This window comes from Alteromonas sp. AWJ4_199, from assembly GCF_056159165.1.
The window spans coordinates 3326725-3346120 of the sequence record NZ_JBSWUR010000001.1 but is presented as its reverse complement, the minus strand read 5'-3'; the positions used below and the strand labels follow the sequence as shown (position 1 = coordinate 3346120).

Annotated in this window: 12 protein-coding genes; 6 read left to right on the top strand and 6 right to left on the bottom strand. The window is 45.1% G+C overall.

Annotated features, from left to right (window positions below; genetic code table 11):
- Nucleotides 1–122 precede the first annotated feature (122 nt).
- Complete coding sequence (locus tag ACXAER_RS14610; RefSeq protein WP_474830364.1) at nt 123–2387, bottom strand: TonB-dependent receptor; 2265 nt, start codon at nt 2385–2387, stop codon at nt 123–125.
- Nucleotides 2388–3175: 788 nt separating this feature from the next.
- On the opposite strand from ACXAER_RS14610, the gene ACXAER_RS14605 reads away from it, so the two are divergent.
- From ACXAER_RS14605 to ACXAER_RS14580, 6 genes are all read left to right on the top strand, one after another.
- The gene (locus ACXAER_RS14605) at nt 3176–3838 is read left to right on the top strand and encodes a GntR family transcriptional regulator (RefSeq protein WP_474830362.1); all 663 of its coding nucleotides are present in this window, start codon (nt 3176–3178) and stop codon (nt 3836–3838) included.
- Between the two features lie 65 nt (nt 3839–3903).
- Nucleotides 3904–4779, top strand: coding sequence for a methylisocitrate lyase (prpB, locus tag ACXAER_RS14600; RefSeq protein ID WP_474830360.1), 876 nt, complete (start codon nt 3904–3906; stop codon nt 4777–4779).
- Between the two features lie 237 nt (nt 4780–5016).
- The gene (gene prpC, locus ACXAER_RS14595; protein ID WP_474830358.1) at nt 5017–6141 is read left to right on the top strand and encodes a bifunctional 2-methylcitrate synthase/citrate synthase; all 1125 of its coding nucleotides are present in this window, start codon (nt 5017–5019) and stop codon (nt 6139–6141) included.
- A 17-nt stretch (nt 6142–6158) separates the two neighbouring features.
- A complete protein-coding gene (gene acnD, locus ACXAER_RS14590; protein WP_474830356.1) occupies nt 6159–8750 on the top strand; it encodes a Fe/S-dependent 2-methylisocitrate dehydratase AcnD in 2592 nt (863 codons plus the stop codon).
- Between the two features lie 10 nt (nt 8751–8760).
- Nucleotides 8761–9942 (top strand): 2-methylaconitate cis-trans isomerase PrpF, encoded by a 1182-nt coding sequence (gene prpF, locus ACXAER_RS14585; protein WP_474830354.1) that lies wholly within the window; start codon nt 8761–8763, stop codon nt 9940–9942.
- Nucleotides 9943–10071: 129 nt separating this feature from the next.
- Nucleotides 10072–11328, top strand: coding sequence for a response regulator (locus ACXAER_RS14580; protein ID WP_474830352.1), 1257 nt, complete (start codon nt 10072–10074; stop codon nt 11326–11328).
- 10 nt (nt 11329–11338) lie between these two features.
- Here the strand turns inward: ACXAER_RS14580 and ACXAER_RS14575 are convergent, their stop codons facing one another.
- From ACXAER_RS14575 to ACXAER_RS14555, 5 genes are all read right to left on the bottom strand, one after another.
- Nucleotides 11339–12916 carry a sodium:solute symporter family transporter gene (locus tag ACXAER_RS14575; protein ID WP_474830350.1) on the bottom strand — a complete coding sequence of 526 codons (1578 nt, stop codon included), beginning with the start codon at nt 12914–12916 and terminating at the stop codon, nt 11339–11341.
- 128 nt (nt 12917–13044) lie between these two features.
- Nucleotides 13045–14763, bottom strand: a complete 1719-nt coding sequence (locus ACXAER_RS14570; protein ID WP_474830348.1) for a PH domain-containing protein — start codon at nt 14761–14763, stop codon at nt 13045–13047.
- The gene (locus ACXAER_RS14565) at nt 14763–15317 is read right to left on the bottom strand and encodes a PH domain-containing protein (protein ID WP_474830593.1); all 555 of its coding nucleotides are present in this window, start codon (nt 15315–15317) and stop codon (nt 14763–14765) included. Before ACXAER_RS14565 ends, ACXAER_RS14570 begins: the two co-directional genes overlap by 1 nt.
- A gap of 172 nt (nt 15318–15489) precedes the next feature.
- Nucleotides 15490–17844: an aerobic respiration two-component sensor histidine kinase ArcB gene (gene arcB / locus ACXAER_RS14560; protein ID WP_474830346.1), complete on the bottom strand. Its 2355-nt coding sequence runs from the start codon at nt 17842–17844 to the stop codon at nt 15490–15492.
- Nucleotides 17845–17942: 98 nt separating this feature from the next.
- Entirely contained in the window at nt 17943–18878 is a 936-nt protein-coding gene (locus ACXAER_RS14555) for an N-acetylmuramoyl-L-alanine amidase (RefSeq protein ID WP_474830344.1), read from the bottom strand.
- Nucleotides 18879–19396 lie beyond the last annotated feature (518 nt).

The following is a 19396-nucleotide window of genomic DNA, read 5'->3' as shown; positions in this document are numbered from 1 at the left end:
AATTACTGCGCATGTTTAGAGTAACTCTAAAGCTATGCCAATAATGAACATAAAACAAGAAGAAATGAGCAAAAAAAAGCCAGTCTGAAGACTGGCTTTTCAATTATAACTTGTTGTAGCTATTAGAATTCAGTCGAGAATCTAACGCCAAACTCGCTTGCATCGTTGCTTAGAATTTGAAGGATGTAGTCACCCGTGTTCAGGCGCGCATTGTCGTAACGCTCATCGAAAATATTGCGACCATAAAGGGCTACGGTGTACGCATCATTCGCTGGCGTGTAAGCAATGTCGAAGTTTACTAGCTCACGGCTATCTAGCTCAGTCATACGCTCAGGTGCAGACGTCGGCTCGCCATACATTTCAGCGCGGTATGAGTAATCAGCACGCACGCGAATTGAATCGCCACCATCAAGCTCGAAGGTATATTGCGGGCCAATTGCTAACGTTAGGTCAGGCGTAAGCGGTGCAACAGGGTTGAAACCGTCTTGCTCTTCAACATCAACGTCCATATAACCAATGCTGGTCATCATGCTAAAGTTGCCGTAACTAAATGTTGCGTCTGCTTCAACGCCACGAGAAGTTTGTTCAACAACAAGGTTTGCTGTATCAAAACCACCTTCGCTTACACGGCTAACTTGGTAAGGAAGATCTTCAAACTCGGTGTTAAATACGGCAACACTGATATCGAAGTAGTCATTCACACGACCTTTGATACCCACTTCGTAGTTAGTAGCGGTAATATTGTCTGAAGCTGTGAAACAGTTGTTTGCACGAACTGCTGCTTGTGCACCTTCGATATCATCGAAGCCACCAGCACCGAAGAACTGGCCGATTAGGCAGTAAGGGCGCGCTGGGAATTGACCAGACTGATAACCAGACTGAATAGTCGCATAACCTGTCATGCCATTTTCAAACGTATAGTTTGTAGCAAGTTCCCAGGTTACTTCGTCCCAATCATTTGAATCATAAATAGTACCAAGTGCAGAGAATACGTTCGCAGACGCTTCTTTTTCGTCTTTGGTGTAACGAAGACCACCAGACACACTCAGCTCGTCTGTTAAGTCATGACGCACGTTTACGTAAGCGGCTTTTGATGTTGTTTCTTGGTCAAGCGCGAGTAGGTTTGGACCACCATCGAAGTTAGAGTCGTCACCTTGGCGGTTGCTACCTTCTTCGTTGAAGTAGTAAAGACCGGCTACGAAGTCAGTATATTCGTTGATATAGCCGTTAAGCTGAAGTTCAATCGATGTTTGATCTGCTTCACCGCGCTCAGGGAATTGGTCTAGCGAGAAAACAGTACCATCGTCGTCAAGACCAGCCTTGTACTTTGATGTACGTTGGCTTGCTACCACTTTAGCTGTGTAGTCGTCGTTGATGTCCCATTCTGTAGTCAATGAAATACCGCGCGCTTCGTTCGATACGCCAGTTACCGCTTCAGTACCCGTTGCGTTGTCGTAGATATCAGCACCTTCAGGCGTAACATCTGTATTACGAAGCTCTACACCAAGGCCATTACCGCCACCGAAGTAACGTGCAGAGCCCACTTCATCAATTAAAACAGTGTAAGGACGAAGGCCGCCGTCGCCGTTGTTCGCGTCTGCGGTTAACACCATACGGAAGTCATTTGAAGGCTCCCACTTAAGTGAAACACGACCTGAAATATCTTCAGTTTCACCTACGTCGTATTCAGCATTTGGCACGTTGATGAATTCGCCAAGCCCGTCGCGTTTGTTGAAAGCTAAATTCATATTGAACGCAACAGTTTCTGATAGAGCGTGGTTAACAAAAAGGTCTGCTTTTACGCGACCGCGAGTACCAAACTCAGTATTGATTTTAGTCACATCGCCTTGGTCTGGCTCTTTAGTGATGATGTTAATCGCACCACCAATAGAGTTACGACCATATAGAGTACCTTGAGGGCCGCGAAGTACCTCGATACGCTCAATGTTGTTAAGGCTCCAGTTTTGACCAACTTGGCGGCCTAGGTAAACACCATCAACATAAACACTAACACCTGGGTCGGTGGTGATAAGGTGATCTTGAAGACCAATACCGCGAATAAACGGGTTCACTGAAGACGTGTGACCAGCAGAAAAACCAGTAACATTTAGGTTTGGTACAAACTTACCAACGTCGGTCAGGTCAGTAATACCTTGAGAAGCTAACTTATCGCCGTCAAAAGCACTAATAGCAATTGGCACTTCGTAAATAACTTGAGGGCGTTTTGTCGCGGTAACGGTAATGGCTTCAAACTGTTGTTCTTCGGTTGCTTCAGCCTCTTGAGCAACGGCAATGTTTGAAAGAGCTGGAACGGTCATCGCTACTGCTAGTGCGACAGGTGAAAGCTTACTGGCGAGTGTCTTAGACACGTCAGTATTGGTTTTCATGGTGTAACCCCTTTTTGCGTGAGTGTTAGGTATAATTTTGTTGTTATAGGCTGCTTCAAGTTCTTCTTTGGAACTTTGAAAGGCTAAACTCACTGAATTAAGAGGCGCACATAACCTTGTGCTAATACTGGATTACAGGCATTAAAAAAGTAAGTCGTAATAAAACATTACAAACTTACTTTCAATAAAACTCTGCTTTAAAAGTAGTGAATACTTTCCCAGTCCCCTAAAACTCAGTAGAAGAATTTAGGCTTGAAGACTGGAACGATATGTTACCGTTAGATTGTGATCTTGCAAAGTAAAATATTACACTTTTACTAAAATAAAACTTTAAAATTAGACTAATTGGTTAGGTTAAACAGCAAGCTTACAACTTCTTAAAAATTTACAAAAAAGCTTAAATATCAAAAAAATAAATAAACTCATGGCCTGATAAAGCCCGTTTAAAATGAGCAATCAACGCCTAGACCAAACGGACAAATTTTAATCAACTTACTCACTGTAGATATTTCTGTTGTGACGCTGGTTACCATACATAATTCCAATCAAAACCCGCCCCCAACTTTCAACCCTGCTCCGATAGCGTGCAAATGCGAGTTTTGACAACTAGTTTGTCGTTTATATTCGGATAGAATCCAAACTTACTACACCTGTTTAAGCAATATTTTTAAACACCGCTATAAGACCAACAGCTTACGCTTGTTGTCGACAATTTAGGCTCATAAAGGTTGAAAACCCCCTCTAAAATACATATATTGTCGACATTGGTTAATTAAAGACGATGTAAAGTGTTAGTAAAAAGCGAACAAGCCATCACCAATGCCGACCGCACTTTCTTTCAATTGAGGAAAGATATTGTTGAGGGCATCATTCCAGCAGGCAGTAAGCTGAGTGAAATGGAATTGTCGACAAAGTATGAAGTCAGTCGAGCCGTTATTCGTGAAGCCATAAACCGCCTTTCCACATGTCATTTGGTGGAACGTAAAGCTAACGTAGGTGCCCGCGTGGTTGCATTGTCACCCGAAGGCCTTATTCAGCTATACCAAGTACGCGAAGCGCTAGAGGGTATGGCAGCACGCTTGGCCGCACGCTATATGAGCGATGAAGAGATTGCTGATATGCAGGCATTGCTAGATAGCCACTTTGATAAAGTAAAAGGCGGTCAAAGCTATTATCAAGAAGCGGGTGATGTAGACTTTCACTACCGAATTGTAACTGGCAGTAAAAATGATCATTTAATCAGTGTGCTTGTAGACGGGCTTTACCATCTTGTTCGTATGTATCGCGTACAGCTCGGTATGGCTGGCCCTCGCGTAAGCACTGCGTTTGATGAACACAGACACATCGTTAACGCTATTGCCAATCGCGACGAGGAACTGGCTGAAATGCTAATGCGTCGCCATATTCTTTATTCAAAAAATAATATTGAGAAGAAGCTTAATCATGGTTAACACCACTCAGTCTTCTTCATACCTAATTCACCTCTACCCTACTTTCAAATAAGCGAGTGATTATCATGAGTGCAGGAAAGAAATTCAGAACCGCATTAGAGAACAACAAACCGCTACAAATTGTCGGCACTATTAACGCCTATACTGCCATGATGGCAAAGGCCATTGGGCACCAAGCAATTTATCTTTCAGGTGGCGGCGTAGCGAATGCGTCTTACGGCCTACCGGACTTAGGCATGACGTCACTTAATGATGTGATTGCAGACGTTCAGCGCATTACCAGCGCGTGCGATCTTCCGCTAATGGTAGACATCGACACCGGTTGGGGTGGAGCATTTAACATTGCCAAAACTATTCGCGACATGGAAAAAGCAGGCGCGGCGGCAGTTCATATGGAAGACCAGGTTGCGCAAAAGCGCTGTGGTCACCGCCCTAACAAAGAAATTGTTAGCACAGAAGAAATGGTAGACCGCATAAAAGCTGCAGCTGACGCCAGAACTGACCCAGACTTTTTTATTATGGCGCGCACCGACGCGTTCGCACAAGAAGGTTTAGACAAAGCCATTGAACGTGCAAAAGCCTATGTTGCAGCGGGTGCTGACGGCATATTCGCCGAAGCAGTGCAAACCGAAGAACATTACCGTGCATTTGCTGAAGCGCTAGACGTTCCGATCCTTGCCAATATCACTGAGTTCGGCAAAACCGAACTATGGAATAAAGAAGAGCTTGGCGAATGGGGAGCAGCAATGGTGCTTTACCCATTAAGTGCATTCCGTGCCATGAATAAAGCAGCAGAAATGGTGTACAAATCTATACTTGAAAACGGCGACCAAAAAGCCGTTGTCGACAGTATGCAGACACGCATGGAACTGTACGATTATCTTGGCTACCACGAGTACGAGCAAAAACTAGATGCGCTATTCGCAGAAGGCAAAAATTAGTAAATAGATAAATTCAGATTGAAGTTGGCGGGCGCGAAGATGTAGGGGGGAAGTACAGTTCCCTGCCCCTCCGAGGCATGGATGCCGAGGCGGAGCCCCCATGGATGGGTTCACGGCGTGGCAGGGGGCTGTGCTTTGCCCCTGCAGCCAATGTGCCCGCCAACTTCAAGCGTCCAAATTACTTACTATTTTCAATTAAAAGTACCTTACAAATAATACAAGACCGGAGACAACAAGATGGCTAAACAGTTAAGTGGCGCGGGTTTACGCGGCCAAGTTGCAGGCAAAACAGCATTATCAACCGTAGGTAAATCAGGTTCTGGTTTAACGTATCGTGGTTACGACGTAAAAGACTTAGCGCAAAACTGTCAATTTGAAGAAGTAGCGTACCTTATTCTCAAGGGCAAGCTACCTAACCAGTCTGAGCTAGACGCTTATAAAACTAAGCTTCGCGGCATGCGCGGCCTTCCAACAGCAATTAAAGAAGTGCTAGAGCGCATCCCCAAAAATGCTCACCCAATGGATGTACTTCGCACGGGTTGTTCAATGCTAGGTAACCTTGAAATGGAAACGAGCTTTGACCAGCAGCAAGACGTGACAGACCGTATGTTGGCATGTTTCCCAAGTATTATCTGCTACTGGTACCGCTTCTCGCACGATGGTGTGCGCGTAGATGTTGAAACCGATGACGATTCAATTGGTGGGCACTTCCTTCACATGCTTCACGGTGAAAAGCCACGTGAACTTCATGAACAAGTCATGCATGTATCACTCATTCTTTATGCAGAGCATGAATTTAACGCGTCTACCTTCACTGCACGTGTTTGTGCTTCAACCTTATCTGATATGCATTCTTGTGTAACGGGTGCTATCGGTTCTCTGCGTGGTCCACTTCACGGTGGTGCTAACGAAGCCGCTATGGAAATGATTGAAGGCTTTACGTCTGCCGATGATGCTGAAGAAAAAATGATGGGCATGCTTGAGCGCAAAGAGAAGATCATGGGCTTTGGTCACGCGATTTACTCAGAGTCTGACCCTCGTAACGAAATTATCAAGCAATGGTCTGAAAAGCTAGCTGCCGATGTGGGCGACGACGTGCTTTATCCTGTGTCAGTTCGCTGTGAAGAAGTGATGTGGCGCGAGAAGAAGCTTTTCTGTAACGCTGATTTCTTCCATGCCTCTGCGTACAACTTCATGGGTATTCCTACGCCGCTATTTACGCCAATCTTTGTAATGTCTCGCCTAACAGGCTGGGCAGCACATGTTATGGAACAGCGCGCTGACAACCGCATTATCCGTCCGTCAGCAGAATACACAGGCGAAGAACTTCGCCCAGTGCCAGCTATTAGCGAACGTGCGTAACGCTGAGGTTTAGTTTTATGAATATTGATTACCGTAAACCGCTTCCAAACGCGGGTATCGATTTTTTCGATACCCGTGAAGCGGTAGATGCCATTGAACCAGGCGCCTATGCCAAGCTGCCTTATACGTCGCGTGTACTGGCTGAAAACTTAGTGCGCAAATGCGCACCTGAGATGCTAACCGACTCACTCAAACAGCTTATTTATCGCAAGCGCGACTTGGACTTTCCGTGGTTTCCTGCTCGCGTAGTGTGCCACGATATCTTGGGCCAAACGGCACTGGTAGACTTAGCTGGGCTTCGTGATGCTATTGCAGCAAAAGGCGGCGATCCGGCTAAAGTAAACCCAGTTGTGCCAACGCAGCTGATAGTTGATCACTCACTAGCTGTAGAGCACGCTGGTTTTGAAAAAGACGCGTTTGAGAAAAACCGTGCTATCGAAGACAGACGCAACGACGACCGTTTCCACTTTATTAACTGGACAAAAACCGCATTTAAAAACGTGGATGTTATCCCTCCGGGTAACGGCATTATGCACCAAATCAACTTGGAGCGTATGTCACCCGTTATACAGGCTCGCGATGGTGTGGCCTTCCCTGACACGCTAGTAGGTACCGACAGCCACACGCCGCACGTTGATGCACTTGGCGTTATCGCAGTTGGCGTTGGCGGCCTTGAAGCGGAAAGCGTAATGCTAGGCCGTGCGTCTTACATGCGTTTGCCTGACATTGTAGGTGTTGAACTTACCGGCAAACCACAGCCTGGCATTACAGCAACCGACATTGTATTAGCGTTAACTGAATTCTTGCGCAAAGAGCGCGTGGTATCTGCGTATTTGGAATTTTACGGCGAAGGTGCATCGCATCTTACGCTGGGCGACCGTGCTACCATTTCGAACATGACACCGGAATACGGCGCCACAGCCGCCATGTTCTATATTGACCAGCAAACTATTGATTACTTGCGCCTAACAGGACGTGAGGAAAAGCAAATTGCATTGGTTGAGCAGTACGCTAAACACACAGGTTTATGGGCAGATGACTTAGAAACTGCGGAATATGAGCGGGTACTTACGTTCGACCTTTCTTCAGTAGGCCGCAATATGGCTGGCCCATCTAATCCTCACGCACGCTTACCTACTAGCGACTTAGAAAGTCGTGGTATCGCGGCTAAATGGACTGAAGAAGAAGGCAAAATGCCTGATGGCGCAGTTATTATCGCAGCTATCACCAGCTGTACTAATACCTCAAACCCGCGCAATGTTATTGCCGCAGGTCTACTGGCAAGAAATGCTAACCAGCGCGGTTTAACCCGTAAGCCGTGGGTAAAAAGCTCACTAGCACCCGGCTCTAAAGCCGTTAAGCTTTACCTTGAAGAAGCTAACTTAATGAGCGAGTTGGAAGATTTAGGCTTTGGCGTTGTAGCATTTGCCTGTACTACCTGTAACGGTATGAGCGGCGCGCTAGACCCAAAAATTCAGCAAGAGATCATCGACCGTGATCTTTACTCAACAGCAGTATTGTCGGGTAACCGTAACTTCGACGGCCGTATTCACCCTTACGCAAAGCAAGCGTTCTTGGCATCACCGCCATTAGTTGTGGCCTACGCCATTGCCGGTACAATTCGCTTTGATATTGAAAAAGACGTATTGGGCACCGACAAAGAAGGCAACCCAGTAACGCTTAAAGACATTTGGCCAAGCGACGAAGAAATTGACGCTATTGTAGCGAAATCGGTGAAGCCAGAGCACTTCAGAAAAGTGTACGAGCCAATGTTCGACCTTAGCGTTGACTACGGAAAAGACATTAACCCGCTTTATGACTGGCGTGAAATGAGCACCTACATTCGTCGCCCGCCTTACTGGGAAGGCGCGATGGATGCTGAGCGCACCATGAAAGGTATGCGTCCACTGGCTATTTTGGGAGATAACATCACCACCGATCACTTGTCGCCTTCAAACGCTATTTTAGCCAGCAGCGCGGCAGGTGAATACCTCCACAAAATGGGCTTACCGGAAGAAGACTTTAACTCGTACGCCACGCACCGTGGTGACCACTTAACCGCACAGCGCGCTACCCTAGCGAACCCCAAAGTGTTCAACGAGATGGTGCTGGAAAATGGTGAAGTGAAGCAAGGTTCACTGGCGCGCGTTGAGCCAGAAGGACAAGTTATGCGCATGTGGGAAGCTATTGAAACCTACATGAACCGCAGGCAGCCACTGATCATTGTTGCAGGTGCTGATTATGGTCAGGGTTCATCGCGTGACTGGGCAGCTAAAGGTGTACGTCTAGCAGGCGTTGAAGTAATTGTGGCAGAAGGCTTTGAGCGTATTCACCGTACCAACCTAATTGGAATGGGCGTGTTACCGCTTGAGTTTAAACCGGGCACAACCCGTAAAACGTTAGAACTAGATGGTACAGAAACTTACGATGTAAGCGGCGAACCGTCACCAGGTGCAACGCTAACACTGGTAGTGAACCGTCAAAACGGCGAGCAGCTAGAAGTGCCCGTAACCTGTCGCTTAGATACAGGTGAAGAAGTCTCTATTTACAGCGCAGGCGGTGTATTGCAGCGCTTCGCAAAAGACTTCTTGGAAGCTGAAGCTAGCTGAGGGAAAAAACATGACAAAGTATGCGCCACAACTTCGAGTACCGGCTACCTATATGCGTGGCGGTACCAGTAAAGGTGTGTTTTTTAATTTATCTGACTTGCCAGAGGCAGCACAAAAGCCGGGTCCGGCGCGCGATGCCCTGCTTCTTCGTATCATCGGAAGCCCAGATCCATACGGTAAACAAACCGATGGTATGGGCGGTGCTACTTCAAGCACCAGTAAAACCGTGATTTTGAGTAAAAGTGAGCGTGAAGGTTACGATGTCGACTACCTGTTTGGACAAGTGGCTATCGACAAACCTTTTGTAGACTGGAGCGGAAACTGCGGAAATCTTACCGCAGCGGTTGGTGCTTTTGCTATTAGCAATGGTTTAGTTGATGAAAGTAAGATTCCGGAAAACGGCATTGCCACCGTCAACATTTGGCAGGCGAATATCAACAAAGCCATTATTGCAAAAGTACCAATGACTAATGGTGAAGTACAAGAAACCGGTGATTTTGAGCTAGACGGCGTTACTTTCCCAGCCGCAGAAGTAGAAGTGGCCTTTGTTGACCCAGCCGACGGTGAAGGCGCTATTTTCCCTACTGGACGCTTAGTCGACACACTGGAAGTCCCAGGCGTAGGTTCACTTCAGGCGACTATGATAAACGCGGGTATTCCGACTATTTTTATTAATGCGGAAGATCTTGGCTACACAGGCACTGAGCTGCAAGACGACATTAACAGTGATGCAGAGGCGCTTTCGAAGTTCGAAGCCATTCGTGCATACGGCGCGGTTCAAATGGGGCTAATCAAAGATGTCGGTGAAGCTGCAAACAGGCAGCATACACCTAAGGTTGCGTTTGTCGCCTCTCCGAGAGGTTATAAAGCGTCAAGCGGCAAAGATATATTAGGTTCCGACATAGACGCACTAGTACGCGCGCTTTCTATGGGGAAACTTCACCACGCCATGATGGGCACAGCAGCAGTAGCTATTGCCGCCGCTGCTGCCATTCCAGGAACCTTGGTGAATATTGCCGCAGGTGGCGAAGACAGAGAATCGGTGACTTTTGGGCATCCATCAGGAACACTTCGAGTAGGCGCGAAAGCCACTTTTGAAAATGACAAATGGCAAATTGAGCAAGCTGTAATGAGCAGAAGCGCCCGTGTTTTGATGGAAGGTGCAGTGCGCGTGCCCGTCGAGCAAAGTTAGTAGCGCCTGTCTAAACAATAAAACATTAGATAATCCTTATTTAGACATAAGTATGAAACGCCCTCTCATTGAGGGCTTTTTTACGTTTTATTGGTTATTATCAAGAGTCAAATGCCTTGAGTAAATCACATGTATAAAGTTCTTGTAGTAGAAGACAGCTTAACTGTCCGTAAGATCGTTAATAAGCTTATTGAGGATAACCCTCATTTTACTTGTGATCTATGTGAAGACCTCGCTGAGGCCAAAAGCGCACTTGAAAGCGAAACAGAATACCTTGCTGCCATTGTCGATCTAAATCTTCCTGACGCCCCCAATGGTGAAAGTGTTGAGCTTGCGCTCTCCCATAACGTTCCAACCATAGTGCTAACCGGCAATTTTGACGAATTCACTCGTGCCCAATTACTCGACCAAGGTGTACTCGATTACATTACGAAAGAGTCTCGTTACTCCTACCTACAAGTTTCTAAATTAGTCGACCGCTTAAGAAAAAACCTAACCACAAAAGTACTTGTTGTAGAAGACTCTAAAACCAGTCGAAATCATATTTGCTCGTTACTTCGCAAGTTTCAGTTTCAAGTACATGAGGCCACCGACGGTTTAGAAGCACTTGATTTACTTGAAAAGCATCGCGATATAAAAATGGTGATAGCAGATCATAGAATGCCCAATATGGATGGCTATGAGCTCGTTAAAACGATTCGCCACGAAAGGCGGATGCAAGATTTAGTCTTTATTGGGCTTTCTGCCACTGGTGACAGCGTGCTTACCTCTAAATTTATTAAAAGCGGCGCTAATGACTTTTTGTCTAAGCCGTTTTATCACGAGGAATTTTACTGCCGCGTAATGCAAAACCTTGAGTCACAGGAAATGATTCAAACCATTCGAGATTCGGCGAACTTAGACGCGTTGACGAAAGTGTATAATCGACGTTTTCTACATGAAAAAGCCGAAGAGTTATTTGCCAACAGTACGTCTAGAAAAGACGTGATTGTATCTATGATTGATGCTGACAACTTCAAAAGCGTGAACGATACGTATGGCCACAAAACCGGTGACATGTTATTGCAGGAGTTCGCCGCGTTACTGAAAGATTACTTTCCTGACGACCTAATTGTGCGCTACGGCGGCGAAGAATTTACCGTAGTATCGGTAAGGCCGCCCAAAGTGTATCTATCAGCGCTTTCTGCATTTATGGATGCAGTTCGCACTACGCTGTTTACCGGCCACAAATTTAACATTACGTGCAGTATCGGCGTAAGTACCGAAGAGCACAAATGTTTAGAGTCGCAGCTAGAAAAAGCCGACGCGCGCTTATATGAAGCTAAACATGCTGGCAAAGATCAGATTATTCTGAGGGACTCAGTTTTACGCAAGGGAGAAGCTTAAAACTCTGATGCTATTGCAGCCAACCAGGTAACAAATAGCAAAATACCACTAACATGCAAAAGTAACTTACCAACAGCACGGCAATAGTCCTGCCTGTAAGTACACTAACAGCACCTTCTCGGTTGGAGGCAATAGTATTTGCCTCGCCGCTTGGAACAAGTATCGAAAGAATAATCGCAGGTAACACTGTTCCAATAAAACCTGTTACGTTCCACCAAAACCAAAATACGTCATCGACAAAAAATGCGAAGGTTAGGTTGGTTGAAACGCCACACAAAAGGCCAAGGTTGACGTGCTTAGCGCCTACATTTTTCGTTAAAATTCCAAGTAAAAAAACAGCTAAAACAGGGCCAAAAAAGACAGAGCCCACCTTGTTCACCGCTTCTATTACGGTAGGCGCAATATCGCCAGCATTGAGTGAAAGCAGCAAAATAATCACCCCCCATATCAGCCCCGCTAGTTTGGCGTTGCGAAGATAGCGTTCAGATTTGGCTTGTTTTCCCTTCAACTTGAAATAATCTTCCAGTGACACAGCTGCAAGGGAGTTGATAGCAGAACTCAGTGATGACATAGCTGCAGCAAGAATAGCGACCACAAGCAAGCCGATAAGCCCATGAGGTAAATAGTTAAGAATAAATACCGGCATAAGCCAGTCTGGATTATCTTTAGGAATTTGAGATAGCAAGTTAGCGTCGTTGAACGCTAACGTGCCTATCACCAAGCCCGCTAAACAATATAGAAGTGTTATTGGAAACCTGAAAATGCCGTTGGCTAGCATTATCTTTTTTAGATCGCTTTCTGATCTAGCTGACAGTGCTCGTTGCGCTTCAGATTGATCGCACCCATAGTAAGAGGCATAAAGGATAACGCCTCCTAATACCATAGGTAAAAAGCCGAAGCCGTCTCCATTAAAACCTAGAGAAGAGAGATTAAGGGTAGAAACTCGTTCGCTAGGAAGTAATTGTAGAAAGGATGCCCAACCGCCCAATGCGTTAAGACCAAACGCAATACAAATTGCAGTGCCCATTACAATAATCACCATTTGAACAGCGTCACCGTATACAACGGCTCTCATGCCGCCCTGCAAGGAATACAAAATGGTAATAACACCAATGAGTAAGATTGCCTGCGTGGATGAAACCTGCATGGTTCCTTGCAATATAATGGATAGCGCGTAAACCATTATGCCGGTAGCAAAGGCTCTACTGAATTGAAATACAACAGTGATACAAATACGGGTAGAGATAGAGAAACGACGTTCAAGGTAGTCGTATATACTCACTACACCACTTCGGTACAGGGTTGGTAATACAAGGGTAGCGAGTAACAACATGGCCAAAGGCACAGCAAGTTCGTAAGAAAGCCAAATTAGCCCGCCACCCTCGCGAAACCCAACAAACGCCGGAGCCGAAATAAAACTAACCGCCGAAAGTTGAGTCGCCATGATGGATAGCAATAGCGGCTTCCAACTTAAGCTTCTGCCAGCTAAAAAGTAGTCTTTCTTCGACTGCTGTCCTCGCAGACTAAAACCAATGATAAGTAAAGTAATGAGGTAGATCGCAATAACACTGTAATCAAGAATATCCATATAAACGCAGGGTTGTGTAACTTAATACCTACCTTTACACAAACTCGCGCTGTTTGCATAAAAAAACAGTGTATAAAAACAGTACTTAAAACAGTGAATAGAAAATAGCGCTATAAAAGTGCCTTACATTACATCCAAGACTTTCTCGTCGACTCCACCTCAAATAACACGCTGTCTGCTAGTTTATCGACGTATTCCTCTGGTAAAAACGGTACTGTCACCGCGCCTGAGGCCAGCACAAATTTTATCGTGGCAAGCTGATTACGCTTCATAAACACGCTTTGCTTAATAATTACTTGCTGTACTTTATAAGGTTCGAAACACTGATAGTCGACGCCTATTCGACCTTTTCTTATGTAAACGTACTTATTATCGTAGGCTATCCCCCATCGCCACCACCTGAGTGTAAGTATAAGTGCTATTGCACTAAAAGCGGCGAATGCACCAACCATAATGTCTAGGTGGGACGAGACGGCGCCAATGGTGAATAAGATGGCAAATGGCACTGCCCATGCTGCAAGCAACCAAAAGCTTATAAAGCGTTTGCTGATAACCTGATAAGGCTGACCACGCAAATCGCAACCAGGCATAACCTCTTGGCTAAGTTCAAAGGCTTCGTTTTCGGTTACCGATGGCACAATAAGCTTATTTGGCGACATCAGTTCTTGCATTTGCTGCCCAGCCGTAGAGTTTTGCTCAAAATACAAATTGACCCGCTTTAGTATTTTATCGAGCCAATCTTGCTTCGCCGTAATCATTTGGATGCGTGAAGCACGCATGCTTACTTCCAGCTTATTGAGCAAGCCGCTGCGACGGATATATCTGTCTCCCGATCGTGAAAGCGTATAGCCATAGAACGTGAAAAGAGCGCCGCCTACGCTAAGTAGCGCCACTAACGCCATAAGCATCATTAGGATAACGAAGGCATACAGTCCAAATTGCCACCAAGCTACCGTTTGTTCACCGACCAGCTGATTAAGCTGCAAGCCCTTGTCGGCTAACCACTCTGACACTAACCCAAACACATCGTCATAAAAAGGCGCGGCGGCCCCTAATATGATCCACACGCGATTATTGGTGATACCATGAATAATGATGTCTTTCACAGATCGGCGATTTAATACCTCTTCATTTGAATGGGAGGAACCTACCGCTTTATCGCGCGTTCGTGGCGTGGAAAAAGACGAACTCTGCTCGTCGGATAAATCTTCGTCTGGCAAACAATCCAGGTCACCTTCATCGTGATGCGCTTTTTCATACAACACCTGCTTTTTCAGCGCTTCAGCATAGTCTTCTGGCACCGCCACTATTTTCGCTTCTTCTTTACCGCTGCCCGCGGTATCAAGCACCACTAACGCGTACCCAAAAGGACGATAATAAAAAGGGCGCTCTATCTTAACGTTTTGAATACGCCACAGAGGCAAGTTGGTATAGCGGCGCTGAAACACACCATGGTGAATCTCAACGTGCTGGTTGTGCACGCGAAACTTGTACATTAAAAAGCTTATTACGCCGCTACTACTGGTAGTTAAAAATAAGATCCCGGCACCGATTAACACTTCAGGCGACAGCAGATTATCCCAAATATTAAACGATATGGCTAAGGCGGGAATGGTGTAGATAAGTACTTGTGCCGAGGCGGAAAAGTTGCGAATGGTAAAGTACAAAATAGAAATAAGAGAGAGACGCTGCCACGCATCACCCGTTTCTACTTTAAGCTGTGGTTCTGCAATCCCCGTGCCCTGAGTTTGAGGGTGAGGCGACACATCGACATCTTCATTGACCTCGAAGTCACCTGCCCTGGCGACTTCAGGCGTCTGATTTGAAAACGATTCAGGCGCAGTCATTAGCGAGCACCAATATCTTTGTGAGCAAGAATAAACTCACGTAACTGCTCAGCTCTTTCAATACTTAGCCCAGGTATTTCAAAGGTATGCATTTCACCACCAGCCGAAAATACTTGAAGGGAAGCAAGACCCGCCCATCTATCGAACGGCCCGCGGTTAACTTCAACGTGCTGAACACGCAATATAGGCTGACACGAAAGCTTTCTAAAAATTAGCCCTGACTGCTTACTGATATCTTGCTCTCGAATCGCATAAAATATGCGTACATCAGCAAAAAAGTGGTACAGCGTCCATAGAGAGCCTACAGCGACGATACCAGCAACAACATACGGGTAGGCTCGCAGCAGTCCTTCTGGCAATGACCAAAAGCTTTGGAAACGCAACGCAGAAGCAATACCTATTAGCACTGAGGCTATCAATCCAATGGAGAGAATATTTAGTGTCCGGTACTTTTTGGATATAGGCAGTAATGCGAGCGTTTGAAGTGAGGGAATTTCCTGAATACTAAGTTGGTTATTTGAAAATACGGTCTCTTGTTGTGCGCTTATTGTCATCACATTAATTCCTTTTACCACTGAATAGATATAAAAAGCCCTCCGCCTTTTTGAGAGCCATCTAGCTAAGTAACAACGCTGTTCTTAACGTCTACTCTACCGCTATTTTTATAACAAAAAAGAGGGCAAGCCCTCTTTTTAACATTACAAATCAAAGAGCGCGTTGGCCTGACTAGTCGTCAACCTGTTGTTCGTTTAACCAATCATGCAGCGCCTTCATGTCGTGTTGAACCGCCATTTGAAGCTCTTCAACCCAATCGTGCACGTTCTCCCACCATGTAGGATGATCACCTTGTTGGATTTGATTAGCGATACGTTGTACGCGAGCTAAACCAACAGAGCCAGCTGCACCTTTAATTTTGTGAGCCTGTGAACACACTTCGGACTTTTCATCAGCACTTAAGCTAAGCTGCAGTATTTCCATGTATTCAGGCATTTTTTCTTGGAATACTTTAACGCTAGCACGTACCATTTCATCCCCTATGGTATCTACCAACATCTGCAATAAGTCCATATCTAAAATGTTACTTAATGTTTTAGTTGGTTCAGGGCGCTCTACTTCACCGTCTACTTCTAGCGGAGCTGGAGGTGCGTGGAACAGCTCGTTGAACACTTCAATAACCCGAGACTTCTTGATTGGCTTTGCAATCACATCGTCCATACCGTTTTCTAAGTATTCATCGCGCTTTTTAATGACGTTTGCCGTTAGCGCCACAATAGGCGTTTGCATGACTAGGTCTTCTTCGATAATCGTGCTTGCTACATCGAATCCGGTCATATCAGGCAACTGAATATCTAACAAAATTAGGTCGTATTGGTTTTCCCTAACTTTATCGATAGCTTCTTGCCCTGTCATCGCCACATCGACTTTCTGTCCAAGCTTTTCAAGCAAGGCTTTGGCAACCATAACGTTTAGCTCAATATCTTCTACTAACAAAATATTAAGCCCCGTCACTTGAAGCTGTGCGACCTTCATTGGGCTGTTAGAGATTTGCACTGGCAGTACAATCTCAAAACGGGTGCCTTTACCCACGCTACTAGAAACGTGAATTTCACCTTTCATTAAATCGACCATTTGCTTACAAATAGCCAAGCCGATACCTGTGCCTGTTGCTGACTGATGATCGGGGTGATCGACCTGGTAATACATAGCAAAAATTTTATCGATTTCGCTTTCAGGAATACCCACACCGGTGTCTTCAATAATAAAGGTGACGTAAGCTTTATCACCATCAGGTTTAGTTGATGACACTGATAAACTCACGTGCCCCTTTTGTGTGAACTTCACTGCGTTAAACAAAATATTCCACAAAATTTGGCGAAGACGAGTACCGTCAATTTCCACTAAACGGGGTAATGGCTCGTTAATCGTCGTTTTTAGTTCAAGCTGTTTATCTGCTGCAAGCAGTCGGATAATACTGCTTAATTCTTCTGTGAAATCTTTTAACGAGATCGTTTTAAGACTTAGCTCAAGCTTGTCTCTATCCAATTTATCTAGGTCAATAATGTCGTTAAAGATATTACCTAGCGTAATGGCACTTGCGTAAATTGTACTAACCCAGCTAAATTGCTCGTCGCTTAACTCGGTATCGCGCAACATGCGGCTTAAGCCTACAATGCCGTTTAATGGTGTACGAAGCTCATGACTGATGGTCGCGATAAATCGCGTCTTATCGGTACTTGCTTTCGCCGCAGCATTTTCCGCTTGTTTACGCTCTGTCATATCACGACCGAATGACAACAGACCTAAACGATTACCTTCTTTGTCAAAGAAAGGTACGCGCTTCATTTCAAAGTAGCGACGTCGGCCGTCAGCAAAGCGAAGCCACAGTTCCTCTGTAATACTTGCGTTGGTTTCCAATACTTCGTGGTCGCTTGCCACGATTTGGCGGGCTAGTTCTTCTTCGTATACATCTTCTGGCGTTAACCCTAGCAACTCTTGCTCGGTTTTTCCGGTCATTAACTCGGCAATGCGGTTACAGCCTGCAAATCTGCCTTCTTCATTACGGTAATAAATCAAGTCTGGGGAGGCATCGATAATGGAGCGCAAGAGTGTGGACAGACGTCGCGCTTGGGCTTCTTGCTCAGATTTATCCTGAATTTCCTTCTCTAAATCTTTAAACAGCGCTTCTCGCTCTTCTTGCGCTTGCTTACGCTGCTCTATTTCATGGTTTAGCTGCCTTATGTTGCTTTGAAGCTCTCGATTAAGAAAAACATCTTCTTCTCTTAAGCTTTCAAGTTGGCTAACTACCTCTTTCAAGTTGGTACGTGAATTCTCTAGCTGCTTTATTAGTTCACTGAAAAAGTAGAGTACCCAAGGCGCAGATAGCATAGTGAGAATGACTGCACTAATGAAATCGTCGGGTTGGACTTGGCTTCCCATACTTACGCGTATCACGTAGGAACCGCCTAGCGTGAACACCAGCGAAAGAACAACAAACAAAATGCTGAGCTTTAGAGTGCCAAAACGCTGAACAAATTGAGCAAAGCGGATTGCCCAAGAATCGTTTGGTGAATCTGAATGCATGTACGTCTTATTTAATCTTATCTTGCCTGTATCCTATCAGGCTTTAACCACTTCGTGAATGCGGTTTGTGGGAGCGAGGCGATGACACAACTACACGGTTACGATTTAAACGGTAACTTTTCCGTAATTTCGTGGATATGAGCGGTATTAACCCATCCAACTTTTGTAAACGATACTTTCGCCCACTCCCCCTCTTTCTCTAGTACTTTTAATATTTCTCCTTTATTTAAACCATTGTCGATAGTGGCAAATGAAGTACCAGGCCCTTTTCTAACATTAAGTACATTAGCACTTACATTAGCCACTCTCTTTGCGGGTCTAGCCAAATTATGCTGAACCCCATCGTATACATCTCGCTGTAGACCTGTTCCTTTCGATTCGGTTAGCCCCGCCCTACTTTCGAGATGCAATGGGAGTTCTTTAAACTTTTGTAATGGAAAGGCAGGACCAGGATCTACTTTGCGCGAGGGCGCGATCTCCTCATGTCCAACAACCGTAGAGATCTGGTAGCGCTCGCATAGTGTTATACATAGGTCGAGAGTTCGTGAGATTTGAATGTCCGTGTACTTGTGCCAATAGCCAACGGCACGCTGGCTACTGTTCCTAGCCTCGAATACTTCGCTCTGTTCATACACTTTGCCGAACCAACTCTCATAGGTGCCATCACTTTTTTCCTTTAGCTGGCCTGCATTATCTAGTTCAATGCCTATAGAGTATTTGTTTAAACCACTACGCCCCTCAAAGTGACTTGCGCCTGCATGCCATGCAATCTTATTCGTTGGCAGCATTTGTACGATGTTACCGTTACGTCCCACGACGAAGTGAGCAGACACACCGCTATTTGGGTTGGTCAACACGTTTACTGATGACGCTAGGCTACTACCAGCGGTGAAATGGATAACGATAGTATCAGGACAACCCTCTTCAAAGAGCCCTGAGGTATTGGGAGATGGCTTAAAACTTACGTCTTCACCTGTTACTAAATGCTCTTTAATAACAAAGGTGCCGTTGGGGCTAGCCTGTAATGCTGACATTCGATAATCCTCTCCGGCTTGGCAACATGTGCTTTCCGTGAATTTTTATTCTCATACATGTGCATACGCACTCGTGAAAATTACATGAATGTACTATCAAGTATCACAGCTTTAAGCTCCAACCTTACATCCGGGTGATTTTTAACCAATATAGCAAACTACTTATATGAGTGGAACCGTAGCTTTACATTTTCATAAAAATACAAACAAACAGCCATTGACAACATAAATCCACAAACTTAAAGCATAATTATTCACCTTTGAAATATAAATGAGAACCAATATCATTTAATGATAGAAAATTATTCACTTTTATTAACTGATAACATTTTTGTTACAAACTTAAAATACGCCATTCAAATCAATGATTTTAAAAGATTTAATTAATATTATACTAATTCTCTATAAACCTGACATTTTTAGCGTTTGATTTTATTTTTCAATGTGGGTATTTTGTACGGCCCGCACAGCAATAATGCATAAAAATGCGGAAACGACTGGAATCCTCTAATAATAAA

Bases quoted from the DNA above. Each gene is read 5' to 3' on its own strand.
- ACXAER_RS14610 (WP_474830364.1), bottom strand. From the start codon at position 2,387: ATGAAAACCAATACTGACGTGTCTAAGACACTCGCCAGTAAGCTTTCA.
- prpB (WP_474830360.1), top strand. From the start codon at position 3,904: ATGAGTGCAGGAAAGAAATTCAGAACCGCATTAGAGAACAACAAACCG.
- prpC (WP_474830358.1), top strand. From the start codon at position 5,017: ATGGCTAAACAGTTAAGTGGCGCGGGTTTACGCGGCCAAGTTGCAGGC.
- acnD (WP_474830356.1), top strand. From the start codon at position 6,159: ATGAATATTGATTACCGTAAACCGCTTCCAAACGCGGGTATCGATTTT.
- prpF (WP_474830354.1), top strand. From the start codon at position 8,761: ATGACAAAGTATGCGCCACAACTTCGAGTACCGGCTACCTATATGCGT.
- ACXAER_RS14580 (WP_474830352.1), top strand. From the start codon at position 10,072: ATGTATAAAGTTCTTGTAGTAGAAGACAGCTTAACTGTCCGTAAGATC.
- ACXAER_RS14575 (WP_474830350.1), bottom strand. From the start codon at position 12,916: ATGGATATTCTTGATTACAGTGTTATTGCGATCTACCTCATTACTTTA.
- ACXAER_RS14570 (WP_474830348.1), bottom strand. From the start codon at position 14,763: ATGACTGCGCCTGAATCGTTTTCAAATCAGACGCCTGAAGTCGCCAGG.
- ACXAER_RS14565 (WP_474830593.1), bottom strand. From the start codon at position 15,317: ATGACAATAAGCGCACAACAAGAGACCGTATTTTCAAATAACCAACTT.
- arcB (WP_474830346.1), bottom strand. From the start codon at position 17,844: ATGCATTCAGATTCACCAAACGATTCTTGGGCAATCCGCTTTGCTCAA.
- ACXAER_RS14555 (WP_474830344.1), bottom strand. From the start codon at position 18,878: ATGTCAGCATTACAGGCTAGCCCCAACGGCACCTTTGTTATTAAAGAG.